The organism is Streptomyces winkii, assembly GCF_032248595.1.
In the GTDB taxonomy this organism is placed as follows: Bacteria; Actinomycetota; Actinomycetes; order Streptomycetales; family Streptomycetaceae; genus Streptomyces; species Streptomyces winkii.
Window position 1 is genome coordinate 66,139 of record NZ_JASTTH010000005.1, and the last position, 16,823, is coordinate 82,961.

General features: G+C 71.9%; 16 protein-coding genes. 11 read left to right on the top strand and 5 right to left on the bottom strand.

What is annotated here, in order from left to right:
• The first annotated feature begins 67 nt into the window (after window positions 1-67).
• Complete coding sequence (locus QQM67_RS16060) at window positions 68-763, top strand: TIGR03086 family metal-binding protein (RefSeq protein WP_314174564.1); 696 nt, start codon at window positions 68-70, stop codon at window positions 761-763.
• 49 nt (window positions 764-812) lie between these two features.
• Here the strand turns inward: QQM67_RS16060 and QQM67_RS16065 are convergent, their stop codons facing one another.
• Window positions 813-1,673 (bottom strand): MurR/RpiR family transcriptional regulator, encoded by an 861-nt coding sequence (locus tag QQM67_RS16065; RefSeq protein ID WP_314174565.1) that lies wholly within the window; start codon window positions 1,671-1,673, stop codon window positions 813-815.
• A gap of 70 nt (window positions 1,674-1,743) precedes the next feature.
• Entirely contained in the window at window positions 1,744-3,252 is a 1,509-nt protein-coding gene (locus tag QQM67_RS16070; RefSeq protein WP_314174566.1) for an aromatic amino acid ammonia-lyase, read from the bottom strand.
• 136 nt (window positions 3,253-3,388) lie between these two features.
• Between QQM67_RS16070 and QQM67_RS16075 the strand changes: the two genes are divergently transcribed.
• Genes QQM67_RS16075 through QQM67_RS16100 form a run of 6 tightly spaced genes read left to right on the top strand, consistent with a single transcriptional unit; the run spans window position 3,389 to window position 9,067 of the window.
• Window positions 3,389-4,669, top strand: a complete 1,281-nt coding sequence (locus tag QQM67_RS16075; RefSeq protein WP_399066853.1) for an ATP-binding cassette domain-containing protein — start codon at window positions 3,389-3,391, stop codon at window positions 4,667-4,669.
• Entirely contained in the window at window positions 4,666-5,403 is a 738-nt protein-coding gene (locus QQM67_RS16080) for an ABC transporter permease (protein WP_314174568.1), read from the top strand. Before QQM67_RS16075 ends, QQM67_RS16080 begins: the two co-directional genes overlap by 4 nt.
• Before the next feature lie 3 nt (window positions 5,404-5,406).
• Complete coding sequence (locus QQM67_RS16085; protein ID WP_314174569.1) at window positions 5,407-6,078, top strand: ABC transporter permease; 672 nt, start codon at window positions 5,407-5,409, stop codon at window positions 6,076-6,078.
• A 28-nt stretch (window positions 6,079-6,106) separates the two neighbouring features.
• A complete protein-coding gene (locus tag QQM67_RS16090) occupies window positions 6,107-7,066 on the top strand; it encodes an ABC transporter substrate-binding protein (protein WP_314174570.1) in 960 nt (319 codons plus the stop codon).
• Window positions 7,067-7,098: 32 nt separating this feature from the next.
• Window positions 7,099-8,616, top strand: a complete 1,518-nt coding sequence (locus QQM67_RS16095) for a purine-cytosine permease family protein (protein WP_314174571.1) — start codon at window positions 7,099-7,101, stop codon at window positions 8,614-8,616.
• Window positions 8,617-8,626: 10 nt separating this feature from the next.
• Window positions 8,627-9,067, top strand: a complete 441-nt coding sequence (locus tag QQM67_RS16100) for a hypothetical protein (protein WP_314174572.1) — start codon at window positions 8,627-8,629, stop codon at window positions 9,065-9,067.
• Window positions 9,068-9,508: 441 nt separating this feature from the next.
• Here QQM67_RS16100 and QQM67_RS16105 read toward each other — a convergent pair whose 3' ends face one another.
• On the bottom strand, window positions 9,509-10,909 hold the full coding sequence (locus QQM67_RS16105; RefSeq protein WP_314174573.1) for a cystathionine beta-synthase: 1,401 nt from the start codon (window positions 10,907-10,909) through the stop codon (window positions 9,509-9,511).
• Window positions 10,910-11,331: 422 nt separating this feature from the next.
• Between QQM67_RS16105 and QQM67_RS16110 the strand changes: the two genes are divergently transcribed.
• The 3 genes from QQM67_RS16110 to QQM67_RS16120 all read left to right on the top strand — a co-directional run bounded on the left by QQM67_RS16110 (window position 11,332) and on the right by QQM67_RS16120 (window position 15,050).
• Window positions 11,332-12,360, top strand: a complete 1,029-nt coding sequence (locus QQM67_RS16110) for an SGNH/GDSL hydrolase family protein (protein ID WP_314174574.1) — start codon at window positions 11,332-11,334, stop codon at window positions 12,358-12,360.
• A 363-nt stretch (window positions 12,361-12,723) separates the two neighbouring features.
• On the top strand, window positions 12,724-13,944 hold the full coding sequence (locus QQM67_RS16115) for an acetyl-CoA C-acetyltransferase (protein WP_314174575.1): 1,221 nt from the start codon (window positions 12,724-12,726) through the stop codon (window positions 13,942-13,944).
• Between the two features lie 215 nt (window positions 13,945-14,159).
• Entirely contained in the window at window positions 14,160-15,050 is an 891-nt protein-coding gene (locus QQM67_RS16120) for a hypothetical protein (RefSeq protein WP_314174576.1), read from the top strand.
• Here the strand turns inward: QQM67_RS16120 and QQM67_RS16125 are convergent.
• Entirely contained in the window at window positions 15,034-15,372 is a 339-nt protein-coding gene (locus tag QQM67_RS16125; RefSeq protein ID WP_314174577.1) for a hypothetical protein, read from the bottom strand. The two genes, QQM67_RS16120 and QQM67_RS16125, sit on opposite strands and share 17 nt — an antisense overlap.
• Window positions 15,373-15,470: 98 nt before the next feature.
• On the opposite strand from QQM67_RS16125, the gene QQM67_RS16130 reads away from it, so the two are divergent.
• Window positions 15,471-15,698: a DUF4287 domain-containing protein gene (locus tag QQM67_RS16130; protein ID WP_070013933.1), complete on the top strand. Its 228-nt coding sequence runs from the start codon at window positions 15,471-15,473 to the stop codon at window positions 15,696-15,698.
• Window positions 15,699-15,815: 117 nt separating this feature from the next.
• On the opposite strand, the gene QQM67_RS16135 is transcribed toward QQM67_RS16130, so the two are convergent.
• A complete protein-coding gene (locus QQM67_RS16135; RefSeq protein ID WP_314174578.1) occupies window positions 15,816-16,688 on the bottom strand; it encodes a Bax inhibitor-1/YccA family protein in 873 nt (290 codons plus the stop codon).
• Between the last annotated feature and the right edge of the window lie 135 nt (window positions 16,689-16,823).

The window sequence follows — 16,823 nt, forward strand, 5'->3', positions numbered from 1 at the left end:
GGTCGTCATTACGACGGCCGGGCACACCGGCCCGCCGACAAGACGCAGAGGGGCAGGCGGGAGGGCGATGGACGACGCCGCACAGGACGCCGGGACCGCGCTGCTGGAGCGGGCGCTCGGCTATGCGCTCTGCTCGGTGCGGCCCGTGACCCCGCAGGCGCTCAACCGTCCGACGCCGTGCGCCCGTTGGGACCTGCGGGCGCTGCTGTGGCACACCAACGACTCGCTCGCGGCGCTGTACGAGGGCGTCGAGCACGGCCACGTCTGCCCGGAGCGGGCGGCCCCGGACGGTGACCGGCGGCCGGAGGGTGACCGGCGACCGGGCGGTGACCCGCGGCCTGGCGGCGGCGACGACCCGGCGGCGGTCTTCCGCGCCCGCGCCACCCGGCTCCTGGGCGCGTGGGCCGCCTCCGACGGCCCCGCCGACCGGTTCGTGGTCATCGACGACCTGCCGCTGACGGCCGCGGCCCTCGTCCGTACGGGAGCACTGGAGATCGCCGTGCACGGGTGGGACATCGCGCAGGCCACCGGCCTGCCGCGGCCCGTACCGGCCGCGCTCGCCACCGCGCTGATGCGCACCGCACGGCACCTGGTGCCCAGCCCGGCGGCGCGCGGCCCGCTCTTCGGGCCGCCGCTCACGGTGTGCGCGGAGGCCGACCCGAGCGACCGCCTCGTCGCGTTTCTCGGCCGCGATCCGTACGGGTCGTGGCGCGGGCGGGAGCGGGGCCGGGCAGGCGGCGGGACGGAGGAGCGGAGCAGGTGACCGGGCGGCGGCGCGAGGAGCGTCCGCTCTACTCCAGGAACAGCCCGCTCTACTCCAGGAACAGCCCGCGCTCCGCCGCCCCCGTGTCGAACTCCTCCAGCCTGGCCTGCGCCTCCGGAAGCCCGTCGCACATGGCCTCCAGCAGCACGCGCCCCAGCAGCATCGGCGCGCACGCGGTGTCGAAGACGAGGCCCGTGCCGACGGCCGCCGGAAGCAGCAGGTCATCCGGGTGTGCGACGGGCGCGAAGGCGCTGTCGGCGACCGTGACGATCCGCAGCCCCGCGTCGCGCGCATGCGCGAGAGCCGCCGCGACCTCCTTCGGGTGACGCGGCAGCGCGAAGCACAGCAGCACCTCTGCGCCCGCCCGCACGCATCCGTCGATGCGGTCGGTGAGCATGCTTCCGCCCTCGTCCAGCAGCCGCACGTCGGGGTGGACCTTGGCGGCGAAGTACGCGAAGCCGCGCGCCTGCGCCGATGCCGCGCGCAGCCCCAGCACGGGCAGCGTGGGGCTCGCGGCGAGCAGTCGGCCCGCCCGCTCCACGGGAGCGGGGTCGGCGAGCAGCGCCGCGAGGTGCCGCAGGTTGTCGATCTCGGCGTGCACGGCCTGCTGGTAGGCGTTGTACAGGTCGGGCTCGGTGTCCTGCCCGCCTGCCGCAGCCGTTCCCGTCCCCGCCTCCGGTGCCGATTCGCGCAGGTGCCTGCGGAGGGCCGGATAGCCGTCGAAGCCGAGGGCCACGGCGAACCGTGTGACGGACGGCTGGCTCACTCCGGCCAGCTCGGCCAGCTCGACGCTGGAGAGGAACGGCGCGTCGCCGGCCTGGCGCACCATGCAGTGCGCGATGCGGCGCTGGGTCGGCGTGAGCCGGTGCCCCTCGAAGATCTTCAGCAGCCGCGCGCTCGCGCTGCTCATCCGGTCCTCCCGCTGTCGGTGGGTCGGCTGCCGGCCGATCGACCGCTGTCGATCGGCCGGCGGCACGCGGTCACAGTTCGCAGAGCCGGTCGAGCAGACCGACGGCCACGTCTACATCATCGGACAGCGGACGGTCCGCCATCTCGGGGTCGAGCTCCGCCGCCGCCAGCTCGTAGGCCCGGCCGACCGGCAGCGCGGGGTCGGGGACGGTACCGCGCTGGCGCAACGCCCGTACCGCCGCGGTCAGTTCGCAGGCCAGCACCTGCCGCTGGTGCTCGGGCATGCGCAGGGCGTGCCGGGCGGCGAGGGAGGCGAAGCTGGCCACCTCCTCCACGCCGCGGGAGAGCACCGCGTGGCCGAGCGAGGCGGGCTGGGCCAGGGAGGTCATCTCCGCGAGGGCGGCCCCGGCGGCGTACTCCAGGATCATCACCCCGGAGCTGGCGGGGGTGTCCTCGCTGAGGAACGGACGCAGACCTGTGATGCCGGGCTCGACGAGCGAGACGAGCCGAGCGGTCGAGAGGCGGGCGGTCTGGAGCACGGCCAGGCGGAGCCCGTCGAGCGCGGCGGCGGCGTGCGCCGCGTAGAAGCTGCCGTGGTGCAGCGCGCCGTACACGCCCTGGGAGTCGGCGCTGATCAGGGGGTTCTCGGCGGCGGCGTTGAGGTCGACGGCGAGCACGCCGGCCAGGGTGTCGGCCGCCTCCAGCGCGGGCCCGTGGATCTGCGGGACGCAGCGGAATCCGTACGGGTCCTGGATGCGGCCGCTGGGCGGCCCGGGCCGTGCGGGTGCGCCGAGCAGCCGCCGCATCCGGGCGGCCGCGGCGACCGATCCGGGGTGCGGGCGCTCTCGGTGTACGGGTTCGGCGTACGCCTCGTAGGAGCCGCCGACCGCGAGGAGGGAGAGTGCGGCGACGACGAGCGAGGCGTTCTGGAGCCTCTGCAACTCGTCGAGCGCGAGGGCGGACTGGCCGAGCGTCAGGGCGTTGCTGCTGATGAAGGCGAGCGCGTCGTTGCCGTCCAGGGCGACGGTCTGCGGCGCGGGCCCGCCGGTCCAGGGCTGCTCGCCGAGCAGGGCGAGTCCGGTCTGGGCCAGCGCCGCGAGGTCTCCGGTGCCCACGGCGCCGTGCTCCCGCACGACGGGGTGCGCGCCGCCTCGTACGGCCTCCAGAAGCGCGAGCACGATCCGGGGGTTGAGTCCGGCCCCGCCCGCGAGGAGCTGGTTGGCGCGGACGGCGAGCATGGCCCGCACCTCGCGGGCGGGCAGCGGACTGCCGGCGGCGCCCGCGTGGCTGCGCAGCAGCCGCAGTCCGTGGCCCTCGGCGGTGGCGTCGACGTCGACGTCTCCGTCGGCGCGCACGGCGGCGGTGCGGTTGGCGCCGACGCCGGTGGTGCGGCCGTAGACCCGTCCGGCGAGGGCGAGTTCGCGGGCCGCGTGCCACGAGCGCTCGACGCGGGCGAGCGCGTCGGGGCCGGGGTCGCCCAAGTCGGCGGAGCCGTGGGCGAGTCGGACGACGGCCGCGGTATTCAGCGTCCGGCCGTCCGGAACCACTCTCGGCGGAGAGTCCACGATATGAGACGACATTCGCGTCAACCTCCTCCCACCATGGCTTCCGGCACGGTCACCGTTGGTTCACATTCCGCATGGCGGGCGTTGGTTACGTGCATTTCACACCCGACCCTTGACATCTATTCACTCCCAAACGACTGTGCATGACTATATGCAGTCGGGCAAGGGACTCCGGATGATCAGCTTCGACGCGGTCAGCAAGCACTACCCCAACGGCACCACCGCCGTGGACGACCTCACACTCGAACTCCCGGAAGGCGGCCTCACGGTCCTGGTCGGATCGTCGGGCTGCGGCAAGACCACCACGCTGCGCATGATCAACCGCATGGTCGATCCCAGCGCCGGCACGGTCCGGGTCGCCGGGCGCGACGTACGGGAGTCGGACGCCGCCGAGCTGCGCAGAGGCATCGGCTATGTGATCCAGCAGTCCGGGCTCTTCCCGCACCGGACCGTCCTCGACAACATCGCCACCGTTCCGCTGCTGCTCGGCTGGGGCCGCCGCAAGGCGCGCAGCCGCGCAGCCGAACTGCTGGAACGGGTCGGCCTGGACGCCGGGTCGGGCGAGCGCTACCCGCACCAGCTCTCCGGCGGTCAGCAGCAGCGCGTCGGCGTGGCACGCGCGCTCGCCGCCGATCCGCCGGTGCTGCTGATGGACGAGCCGTTCGGCGCGGTCGACCCCGTCGTACGGACCCAGCTCCAGGACGAACTCCTGCGGCTGCAACGGGACTTGCGCAAGACGGTCGTCTTCGTCACCCACGACATCGACGAGGCCGTACGGCTCGGCGACCGCATAGCCGTCTTCCGTACGGGCGGCCGGCTCGTGCAGTGCGCACCGCCGGCGCAGCTTCTGACGCGGCCAGCCGACGAGTTCGTCGCCGGGTTCCTGGGAGCCGAGCGCGGGCTCAAGCTCCTCTCGCTCACCACCCTCGGCGACGCGGACGTGCCGCGCGAGCCCGTCACGCCCGTCCGCACCGACGAACCGGTCGGCGGCATCCGCACGGGCAACGGCGAGGCCCACGAGGGGAATTGGCGGGTGGCGGTGGCCCCCGACGGATCGCCGGCCGGCTGGCTCGACACGGGCGCCCTGCCCGCGAGCGGCACCGCGGCCGACGCGGAACTGCTGCCGCTGCGGCCGCTGCGGGACGAGGACTCGCTGCTCGCCGCGCTCGACGAGTCCGTCACCTCACCCGCGAGGGCGGTCGCCCGCGTGGACGGCGACGGGGTGCTCACCGGCATCACGAGGCAGGCCGCGCTGCACGAGGGTGCCGCCGTGCGGCACGCCGCGGCGGCGACGGAGGGATCGGTCGGGGACGGCGAAAAGGGCGCCGGCGGCGGCCAGTCGGGCCGTGACGGGACGGAGGACTCGGATGGTCCGGGGGACTCCGGCGGGTCCGGCGGCGGAAGCGTGCGCACCAGCGAGGCGGCCTCATGACCGCGGTCGACTGGAGCTGGTTCGGCGATCACATCGCCGACATGGCGACGCTGACCCTCGACCACCTCTCCATAGCCGTGCCCGCGGTCTTCTTCGGCCTGGTGATCGCGCTGCCCCTGGCGGTCGTCGCCCACCGGGTGCGCAGGCTCCGCGGGTTGATCCTCGGCGCGTCCAACGTCCTGTTCACCATCCCGTCCCTGGCCTTCTTCATCCTGCTGCTCCCCGTCACCGGGCTCACCCGCAGCACCGCGATCACCGGCCTGACCATCTACACGCTGGTCGTGCTGATCCGTAACTCGGTGGAGGGGCTGGACAGCGTTCCCGCACACGCCCGCGAGGCGTCCCTCGCCATGGGCTCGCGGCCGCTGCGCACCCTGCTCACCGTGGAGCTGCCGCTGGCCCTTCCGGTGATCATCGCGGGGGTGCGAGTGGCCACGGTGATGACCATCTCCCTGGTGAGCGTGGCCAGTTACATCGGTTACGGCGGACTCGGGCAGCTCTTCACGGACGGCTTCCAGCGCAGCTACACCACGCCCGTGATCGCCGGTGTGCTGCTGACCCTGCTGCTCGCGCTGCTCGCGGACGGGCTTCTCGTCGCGGTCCAGTACGTCTGCACGCCCTGGACCCGGCACCGCACCGGCCCCGCCCGTACGAAGACGACCCGTACGAAGCGCACCCGCACGAAGACGGACGGCGCCACGACCGCCCGTACGACGGCCGCCGAGGAGGTCTGACCCATGATCCAGCTCCTCGCCGACCTCGCGCGGTGGCTGACGAGCCCGGCCCAGTGGGAGGGCACCGGAGGCATCGCCGTGCGGCTGCTCGAACACCTCCAGTACTCCCTGCTGGCCACTCTCGCCGGGGCCGCGCTCGCGCTCCCGCTCGGCCTGGTCATCGGGCACACGCGGCGCTTCGCGTTCCTCGCCATCAACCTGGCGGGCTTCGGAAGGGCGCTGCCGACCGTCGGCCTCGTCACGCTGGTCTTCCTCGCGGGCGGGCTGAGCATGTGGCCCGTCTACGTCGCGCTGGTCGCCCTCGCCGTCCCGGTCATCGTCACCAACACGTACGCGGGCATGACCGCCGTCGACCCGGACGTCACGGACGCCGCCCGGGGCGTGGGCATGACGGGCCCGCAGGTGCTGTTCAAGGTCGAACTCCCCCTCGCGCTGCCGCTGGTGATGACCGGGCTCCGGCTGGCGATGATCCAGGTCGTCTCCACGGCGACCATCGCCGCGTACGTCAGCTTCGGCGGGCTGGGCCGCTACATCTTCGACGGGCTCGCCCAGCGCGACCTCGTCCAGGTGCTCGGCGGCGCCGTCCTGGTCGCCGTCGTCGCGGTGCTGCTCGACCTGGCGATGGCCGGCGTACAGCGCTCGCTCTTCCGCAACCGGCCCGCCGACGCACGCTGACTTCCCGTTCCACCTCTACGGAGACGCCATGCCCAGCACTCAACGCCCGCGCCCGCACCGCCGGGCCGTACTGTCAGGACTCCTCGCCGTGGCCGCCGCCCCCGCCGTCGCGGCCTGCTCCAGCGGCATCACCTCGCTCAAGGGCGAACGCACGGACGGCTCCGGGGCCGCCGACAGCGGAGGCGGACTCGTCGTCGGCACGGCCAACTTCACCGAGAACCAGATACTCGGGTACCTCTACGCCGAGGCCCTGCGCGGCGCCGGCGTGAAGGCCACGGTCAAGCCGAGCCTCGGCTCCCGCGAGGTCGTCGTCCCGGCGCTGGAGGGCGGGGACATCGACCTGCTGCCGGAGTACCAGGGCAATCTGCTGCTGCACTTCGACAAGAAGGCCGAGGAGAGCGGGGCGGGCGAGCTCCAGAACGCCCTCGCGGCCAGGCTCCCGGAGTCGCTGGAGGCGCTGCCGTACGCCGCGGCCGAGGACAAGGACGTCTTCGTCGTCACGCGCGCCACCGCCCGCAAGCACGGCCTCAAGAGCTACGCGGACCTGCGGAAGGCCGACGGCGAGCTGGTCTTCGGAGGCCCGGCCGAGGACAAGACCAGGGTCGTGGGGCTCGTCGGCTTCCGTAAGCGATACGGCGTCACCTTCAAGGAGTTCAAGGCGCTCGACGCCTCCGGACCTCTGGTCAAGGGCGCCCTCAAGAAGGGCGACGTCGACGTCGCCAACCTCTTCAGCACGGACGCCGACATCGCCAGGAACGACTGGGTGGTGCTGAGCGACCCCGAGCACATGGTCCCGGCCCAGCACATCGTCCCGGTCGTGCGCAGCGCCGTGGCCGACGCACCGGTGCGCAAGGCGCTGGCCCGCCTCGGCGGCGTACTGACGACCGGCGAACTGAGCAAGCTCAACAGGCTGGTCGACGTGGACCGCAAGGACCCGGACGACGTCGCCGCGGAGTGGGCGAGCGCGCACCACCTCGGCGGCAAGTGACCGGAACCGGACCGAAGGGCAGGACGAGCACGATGGCCGCATCCCCCGCTGAACCCCGCGCGGAATCCCGCGCGGTCTCCCTCGTCGAGCGCCGCTCGATCGACGTCGTACCGGACGGCGAGCGGCACGGCAGCGCCTTCAGCCAGTTCACGCTGTGGCTGGGCGCCAACCTCCAGATCACCGCTGTCATCACGGGTGCGCTCGCCGTCGTCTTCGGGGCGGGCGCGTTCTGGGCGGTGATCGGGCTCGCCCTCGGCAATGTGCTGGGCGGCGCCGTGATGGCACTCCACTCCGCGCAGGGCCCACGGCTCGGCCTGCCCCAAATGATCTCTTCGCGGGCGCAGTTCGGGGTGCGGGGAGCGATCGTCCCGCTGGCGCTGGTCATCGTGATGTACGTGGGCTTCTTCGCGAGCGGCAGCGTCCTGGCGGGGCAGGCCGTCGGCGAGCTGACCGGGCTCGGGGAGACACCCGGCATCGTCGTCTTCGCGCTCGTCACCGGTGTCGCCGCCGCCGTCGGCTACCGGCTCATCCACACCCTCGGCCGGCTCGCCTCGCTGATCTGCGCGCTCGCCTTCGTCTATCTCGGCTTCCGGCTGCTGCAACGCGCCGATCCGGGCGCGCTGCTCGCCGACCGCGCCTTCGAACTGCCGGTCTTCCTCCTGGCGGTGGCGCTGGCCGCGTCGTGGCAGCTGGCCTACGGCCCGTACGTCGCCGACTACTCGCGCTATCTCCCGCGTTCGACGTCCGGCCGCGCCACCTTCTGGTGGACGCTCGCGGGCACCGGGCTGGGCTCGCAGTGGTCGATGACGTTCGGGGCGCTGGCGGCGGCCGCCGCGGGCGGGGCGTTCAGCGGGCACGAGGTTACGTTCGTCGTCGGGCTCGGCGGCACCGGAATCATCGCGTCCGCGCTCTACTTCGTCATCGCGCTCGGCAAGCTGACGATCAACGTGCTGAACACCTACGGCGGTTTCATGTCGCTGGTCACCAGCGTCAGCGGATTCCGCGGCCAGGCCGTGCTCTCACAGCGCTCCCGTGCCGCGTACATCGGCGGGATCATGGTGGCGGGCACGGTGATCGCCCTGCTCGGCAAGGACAGCTTCCTCACCTCGTTCAAGGACTTCCTGCTCTTCCTGCTGACCGCCTTCACGCCCTGGTCCGCGATCAACCTCGTCGACTACTACCTCATCGCGAAGGAGCGCTACGACCTGCCCGCGTTCAGCGATCCCGCGGGCCGCTACGGCGCCTGGCGGTGGCGCGCGCTGACCGTGTACGTCATCGGCCTGCTCGCCCAATTCCCCTTCCTGGCCACGCACTTCTACACCGGGCCGCTGGTCGGGGCGCTGGGCGGCGCCGACGTCTCCTGGATCGTCGGGCTGGCCGTGCCGGCGGCCGCGTACTGGCTGCTCGCGCGGAACGACACCGCGCACGTCCCGGACCGTACGATCCTCGGTCCGGCGGCGCAGGCGGGCGGCCCCGAGGCGGCAGGTGGGGCACAGCCGCAGACGGATACGGGTGCTAGCACCACTGCCACGGGCGGCCCGCGCACATAGCGTTCCGCCCATGGACGCCCGCGACCCGGAGCTGACGCGAGAACTCAACGCGACGCTTCAGACCCGCAGAGAACTCGGCCAGGAGTACGAGGAGGAGCTCATCGCCTCCTTCCTGGAGAAGTTCGACCAGAGGCTGGAGACGGTCGTGGACAAGCGGATGCGCCGGCAGATGGCGGAGCAGCAGATGGTCGTGGCGCGAGGCAACGCCCGGCCTCAGTCGGGGGGCGGATCGCCGTCGTATCCGGAGGGCATGGGGGCGCGGCTGCTGGCGGTCGCCTCGCTGGTGCTCGCCGTGCCGCTGTCCGCCATCGCCGCGGTCAACACGGGTCTGCCGGGGCTGCTGGTGTGCTGGGCGGGCATCGTCGGGGTCAACGCCGTGCAGGCGAAGGGGAATCCGTTCTCCTTCAACCGGGAGCGGGACAGGCACCGCAAGGACGACGACTGGGAGTAGCCCGCGGGCAGGCGTGCGGGCCGGGCGCGAGAGGGTGTGCGCGCTGATGCCGCGCGCTGCGCGGCCGGGCCCGCCGCCGGGGGGCCGCCGCACCCCGGTCCGAGGACCGGGGCGGGACGAACGGCAGCCCCCCGGGGGGATACGCGCCGGGTCAGGACCGGTCGCGTCCAGGGCGTCCGGGTCCGGGAGCCGCTCCGGAGTTCCACGACGCCGACACACACCACTGTGGGCTACGCGTGTCAACCACACGTTTCGGCGCGGTGACACTCTCCCACCGGCTCATGGCGAACAGGACTCCCAGGCGTCACGGCCCGCTCACGTCTCCCCTCGACCCCCCTCGACCACATGACGCCCGTAGAACGGCACCCGGCGACGACGGCCGGGAGGACGACGATCCCGGGCTCTGTCTCCCGACGGGCCCGGCCGGTCACTTTTGGCAGGTCACTTCTTGATGCCGCTCGCCAGATACGCCAGCAGATCCTGCCTGCTGACCACCCCGACCGGCTTGCCCTCCGCCAACACCACGGCGGCGTCCGCCGCTTCGAGCACCGGCATCAGGTCGGCGACCGACTCGCCGGACCCGACGTGCGGCAGCGGTTCGCTCATGTGCTTCTCCAGCCGGTCGCCGAGCGAGGCGCGCTGCCCGAACAGCGCGTCCAGCAGCTCCCGTTCGACGACGGACCCGACGACCTCCGCGGCCATCACGTCCGGATGGCCGGCACCGGGCTTGACGACGGGCATCTGCGAGACGCCGTACTCGCGCAGCACCTCGATCGCCTCCCCGACGGTCTCCTCGGGGTGCATGTGCACGAGCGAGGGGATCGGGCCCTCCTTGTGGCGCAGCACGTCCCCGACGCGTACGTCCGTCGCCTCGCCCTCCTCCAGGAAGCCGTAGTCGTTCATCCACTCGTCGTTGAAGATCTTGCTGAGGTAGCCGCGACCGCCGTCCGGCAGCAGCACGACCACGACTGCGTCCTCGGCGTCCGGGCCGAGCCGCTTGGCGACCTCCAGCGCCCCCACGACGGCCATGCCGCACGAGCCGCCCACCAGCAGGCCTTCCTCCTTGGCCAGACGGCGCGTCATCTGGAAGGAGTCCTTGTCGGAGACGGGCACGATCTCGTCGGCCACGCCGCGGTCGTACGCCTCGGGCCAGAAGTCCTCGCCCACGCCCTCCACCAGATAGGGGCGGCCGGAACCGCCGCTGTAGACGGAGCCTTCCGGGTCCGCGCCGACGATCCGCACCCGGCCCTCGCTGATCTCCTTGAGATAGCGGCCCGTTCCGGAGATCGTGCCGCCGGTGCCGATGCCCGCGACGAAGTGCGTGATCCTGCCCTCCGTCTGCTCCCACAGCTCCGGACCCGTCGTCTCGTAGTGCGAGCGCGGGTTGTTGGGGTTGCTGTACTGGTCGGGCTTCCAGGCGTCCGGGGTCTCGCGCACCAGCCGGTCCGAGACGTTGTAGTACGAGTCGGGGTGCTCCGGGTCGACGGCCGTCGGGCAGACGACGACCTCCGCACCGTACGCGCGGAGCACGTTGATCTTGTCCGTCGAGACCTTGTCCGGGCAGACGAACAGGCAGCGGTAGCCCTTCTGCTGGGCGACGATGGCCAGCCCCACACCGGTGTTGCCGGAGGTGGGCTCGACGATGGTGCCGCCCGGACGGAGTTCGCCGGACGCCTCCGCCGCCTCGATCATCCGCAGCGCGATCCGGTCCTTCACCGAACCGCCGGGATTGAAGTACTCGACCTTCGCGAGAACCGTGGCACGGATACCCTCCGTGACACTGTTCAGCTTGATCAGCGGGGTGTCGCCGACAAGGTCGATCATGGACTCGTGATACTGCAACGTGGTCTCCGCGCGTCCGTGGGCAGCGTCGTTGCATGCCCTTACCGTCACGATATTGCGCAACACGCGCACACCGGAGGCCCGTTGCGAAGGTTGCAGAGCGGTCCCCACGGGGCAACACAGTGTTAAGGGCGCTCAGCCCGCGCGTCACACGACGCGCACCGAGCGCTCACAGCGACTACCCAACCAGGGTGCCTCTTCATGCACCCCGGCACCATCGACCGTGGGGCTCCCCACGCTCCGCCGGGGACCCAGACCGGCGGCCCCTGGGGGAGGATCTCGGTGGACGCGAAGCCGCGGCGGCACACGCGTCCCCCGTCGCACACCGACGGAACACCCGGCACACCGAGCACGGCCAGCACCACCGGAACAACGGGAACAGCCAGCACTCACGAACCATCAGCAGGAGGCGGACCGGAAACATGCCGATGTCGAAGGCGGCGAGCGCAAGAGTGGCACGGCGGATCGCGACCGCGGCCGCGTACGGCAGCGGTGGCCTCAGCCTGCTCGGAGGCGCCGCGGTCGGACTGCTGTTCACCGAGGCCCAGCTCGCCAAGCGCAAGATCGGCGGGTCGGACGAGGAACCCCCCAAGGCCGACGGCGTCTACGGCGCCGCCTTCGCAGGGCAGCACCCCGGGCGCCCGGTCCGGCTCGGCTTCCTGGGCGACTCCACCGCCGCCGGCCAGGGCGTGCAGCTGCCCCGCCAGACTCCGGGCGCGCTGCTCGCATCGGCGCTGGCGGCCGTCGCCGAACGCCCCGTGGAACTGCGCAACGTGGCCCTGCCCGGCGCCCAGTCCGACGACCTGGAGCGCCAGGTCACGCTGCTGCTGAGCGAACACGACCTCGACCTCGCACCCGACGTCTGCGTCGTCATGATCGGCGCCAACGACGTCACCCACCGGATGCCGCCCTCCCGCGCCGTGCGGCTTCTCTCCGACGCGGTGGCGCGGCTGCGTACCGCGGGATGCGAAGTGGTCGTCGGAACCTGCCCCGACCTGGGCTCCATCGAGCCGGTCGGCCAGCCGCTGCGCTGGGTCGCACGGCGCCTGAGCCGCCAGCTGGCCGCCGCGCAGACCATCGCCGTCGTCGAGGAGGGCGCCCGTACGGTCTCGCTCGGCGACCTGCTCGGCCCCGAGTTCGCGGCACACCCCCGCGAGCTCTTCGGGCCGGACAACTACCACCCCTCGGCGGAGGGTTACGCGACCGCGGCGATGGCGATCCTGCCGACGCTGTGCGCATCGCTCGGGCTCTGGCCGACGGAGGACGAGCGTCCCGACGCGGCACGGCGCGAGAGCATCCTGCCGGTGGCCCGGGCCGCGGCCGAGGCGGTCGCCGAGGGCGGCACCGAGGTCGCGGGAGTGCGAGGCCCGTGGGCCCTGCTCAAGCACCGCCGGCGCCGCCGGCTGCCTCCGGCGGAAGAGATCGAAGCGGCACGCTCCGAGGCGCTCTGAGCCGTGTCCGGCGGACCGGCCGAACGTTCCGGCCAGGGCCTCCGCCGGACACCTCCACCGCGGACCCGAACCCCCTGCCGGATTGGGGCAGTTGAGGCGGGGCCGGCGGCTACGCGGTCGCGTACGCCGGAGCGGCCCGCTCCGGCCCCCACCGACCCCCACCGGCCACCGCCGCCCCCGGGCCCTCCCGCCACCGCCCCCGTGGGCGCATACTGGAGACACGGGCCAAGCAAGCGCTTAGAAAAGAGTCCCGCATCACACGCTCCGGCCCGTGACCCCGGCGCTACGTACAGGTAGCTTCCGCAAGGAAACTCCCGTACGGAGCCCCAACTCCGTGACCCCGCCGACCCGCTTGGAGCCGTGATGCCCGAAGCAGTGATCGTCTCTGCCGCCCGCTCGCCCATCGGACGCGCCTTCAAGGGGTCGCTCAAGGACGTGCGGCCGGACGACCTGACCGCGCACATCGTCAAGGCGGCCCTCGACAAGGTGCCCCAGCTGGACCCCGCGCAGATCGACGACCTGATGCTCGGCTGCGGTCTGCCCGGCGGCGAGCAGGGGCACAACCTGGGCCGCGTCGTCGCCGTGCAGTTGGGCATGGACCACCTGCCGGGCTGCACCATCACCCGCTACTGCTCCTCGTCGCTCCAGACGACCCGCATGGCGATGCACGCGATCAAGGCGGGCGAGGGCGACGTGTTCATCTCGGCGGGCGTGGAGACCGTCTCCCGTTCGGTCAACGGGAGTTCGGACGGAATGCCCGGCACGCACAACCCCCTCTTCGCCGACGCCGAGGACCGTACCGCCGAGCGCGCCGAGAAGGGCGGTGCCGGATGGGAGGACCCGCGGGAGAGCGGCCAGGTGCCCGACGTCTACATCGCGATGGGCCAGACCGCGGAGAACCTGGCCCGGCTCAAGGGCGTCACGCGCAGGGACATGGACGAGTTCGGCGTGCGCTCCCAGAACCTCGCGGAGAAGGCCATCGCCGACGGCTTCTGGGAGCGGGAGATCACACCCGTGACCACGCCCGAGGGAGACACGGTCTCCAAGGACGACGGGCCCCGCGCCGGCGTGACCCTGGAGGGCGTCGAGGGGCTCAAGCCCGTCTTCCGCCCCGACGGACTCGTCACCGCCGGCAACTGCTGCCCGCTCAACGACGGTGCGGCGGCGCTCGTCGTCATGTCCGACACGAAGGCGCGCGAGCTGGGCCTGACGCCGCTGGCGCGCGTCGTCTCCACCGGAGTCTCCGGTCTCTCCCCCGAGATCATGGGGTACGGACCGGTCGAGGCCAGCAAGCAGGCGCTGGCCCGCGCGGGGATGACGATCGGCGACATCGATCTGGTCGAGATCAACGAGGCGTTCGCGGCCCAGGTCATCCCGTCCTACCGGGACCTCGGCATCGACCTCGACAAGCTCAACGTCAACGGCGGCGCGATCGCCGTCGGGCACCCCTTCGGCATGACGGGCGCCCGCATCACCACCACGCTGCTCAACTCCCTGACGTGGCACGACAAGCAGTTCGGTCTGGAGACCATGTGCGTGGGCGGCGGCCAGGGCATGGCCATGGTGCTGGAGCGCCTGAGCTGATGTGATTTATCCCCCTGCCGCCGTGGGTTTCTCCTGCTCACGGCGGCAGAGGCGACGGAGGCAGCAGTACACCTCTGTCCTATTCACGCCGTTTGGGACTACGGTCGACTCTTCTCTTCGGGCTTCTCCCCCACGCTCGGTACAAGGGGCTCGGAGGCCTCGCCCGGGGAGGCCCCACTCGTCGCGGGGATACGAACGGAACCAGGAGTACGCCAGTGAGCGCCATATCTCTGCTGTTGCTCGCGACCGCCGTGGCCGCCGCCGCGGTCGGCGGTGCCGCCCTGCACTCGGCGCGCGACCTGCGCCGGCGGCTCGACGAGTGCGCACAGAGCACACACGGCGCCCGCGTTCCCGGAGCGCGCTCCGCCGAGGAGGTCCGCAGCATCGTCGCGGAGGCGATCGCGGAGGAGCGTGAGCGCGAACTGGCCGAGGCCCGTGCCATGTGGGCCGCGCGGGAGTCGCGTGCGGGCGGCTCCGACGACGGTGCGGCGCTGGCCGGACGCGGCACGGAGTACGAGATCGCGCCCTTCCTCGACGCCCTGCTCCGGGGGCGGGTCGACGACGAGGTCCTCAGGAGCCTGCGCGAGCTGCGCGACGAGGACACGCCCCCGCAGGGCGTCTTCGTACCGCGCCAGATGGAGCGCGACCTGGAGTCCGCGGACCCCGTCGAGCCGCTTCCCGAGGACGGCCAGGAGCACCCCGGTATCGCGTCGGCCCGCCGCCGCCACCCCTCGGAGCCGGACTTCACGCTGCACGGCGAACCGGCCGTGCCCGCACCGGCACCGCCGCCCTCGCGGAGCGCAGCCGGTCATGAGCGGACCGTGGGGCGGCTGGCGGAGCTGGCCGACGCCCGCACCCCGCTCTCGGACGTGCGGCAGGGCCCGCTGGGCACGCTCGACGTCTACCTCTTCCAGGACGGCACGACCGTGTGCCTCTCGCCGGGCCACCGCGAGACGGCCGAGGCGCTGTGCGCGGCGCTGCGCGCTGGAGACGTGCCGGTGCTGATGGGAGGCTCCACCGTCTCCGGTGCGTACGCGCTCACCTTCGCGTACGGGGAGGGCCGCACCGCCTATCTGCTGGCGGACCGCGTCATCGCTTCCCGGTAGCGCCCGCCGCGATACGGGCCGTGGCGAGCTGTACGAGCCCTACGGCGTCGGCGAGTTCATGATCGGCGTCAACGTCCCGGAGAATTTCCGCCAGATCGTGCGCGGCGACCAGCACCTGATCGCCGACGGCGAAAACACCGACGTCCGGAAGCTCCAGCGGGGTGTGCCCCGGAAACTCCAGACGCTGCGCGCGGACCGCCAACTCGCGGGCCAGCGCCAGCCCTTCAGCCGCTGCGCCCCTGCGCAGAGCGCTTTCCGGGAGCGTGCGCAGACGGTCCGCCGCAGGCTGGACCGCGGTGATCAGAGAGGCTGTATCGAGCACCTCGCAAGCGTATGCGCCCCCGACACACTGTTGCCATCGTCTCGTTACTCAGGCACCTTGGCGGGAAGGACTCCTTAAGGCAGCGTCCGGAGGCGCCGATGTCCCAGATCTTCTCCGAAGAGACCCACCGGAACATGCTCACCCGCATCCCTCAATGCACCGGCCGTGAAGTATCCGACTGGCTGCGGACTGTCGACGAAGGCCCTTCCCTCTTCCGCTTCGAGGAGAAGGTGAGCTGGCTTCGAGGCGAGCACAACCTCGCCTACGGCCACGCGAAAGCGATCATCCACGAGTACGACCTGCGGCGCGCTGCGCGCCATCTGTAGCCGGCCCCTCTACGACTTCTCGGATGTCTCCCGGAGCATTTCCGGATTCGTACACGCGAAGGGCCCGCGAGGCGTCGACCGCCTCCCGGGCCCTTCGTCGTGTCGTCAGCCGTCCTGCTAGTCGTTGCCTTGCAGGATCGCGATCAGGCGCAGGAACTCCAGGTAGATCCACACCAGGGTCAGGGTCAGGCCGAAGGCGGCCAGCCAGGACTCCTCGCGGGGAGCGCCATAGGAGATGCCGTCCTCGACCTGCTTGAAGTCGAGCGCCAGGAAGAGCGCACCGATCACGATGCCGGCGATCCCGAAGAGGATGCCCATCGTGCCGCTGCGGAAGCCGAGGCCGTCACCGCCGCCGATGACCGCGAACAGCAGGTTCACCATCATCAGCAGGATGAACCCGACGGCCGCCGCGATCGCGAAGCGGTAGAACCTCCGGTTCACGCGGATGATCCGCGTCTTGTACATCACCAGCACCGCGGTGAAGACCGCCATGGTGCCGAGCACGGCCTGCATCGCAGCGCCGTTCGCGATGTAACTGTCGACGAAGTTGCTGATGGCGCCCAGGAAGAGACCTTCCAGGGCGGCGTACGCCAGGATCAGCGCAGGAACTGCCTTGCGCTTGAAGGACTGGACGAGTGCCAGCACCATCGCCACGAGCCCGGCACCGATCGCGATCGGAAGCGCCAGGTCGGTGATCCAGGCGACGGCCGCCATGACGACGACGAGGCCGATCGTCATGCCGGTGCGGGCGACGACGTCGTCCATCGTCATCCGGCCGGTCTGCGGCGGCGCGGCCGGCGGCGCCGCGTAGGGCTGGCCCACCGCCTGCGGCTGCTGCTGGGCGTAAGGGTTGTTCGCGGAAGGGTTGTTCGCGTAGGCGGTGTTCGCGTACGGGTTCCCGGCCTGCGGCTGCTGGCCGGCGTCGAAGCCGGCGTAGCCGCCCGAGCGGCTGAACCCCCGTCGCGAGAAGACCGGGTTGCTGCTCCTCATCTCACTCCTCCATGGCCGCACGGCACGGCACTAGCCTTCAGAGTAATGCGTTAGCAAAACCAGCACGCTACTCCAGAGTCGAAAACGAAGAAAAGCGGGTCCTGGTTCCGTCTTGGTTCCGTTCTTGTACCGCCA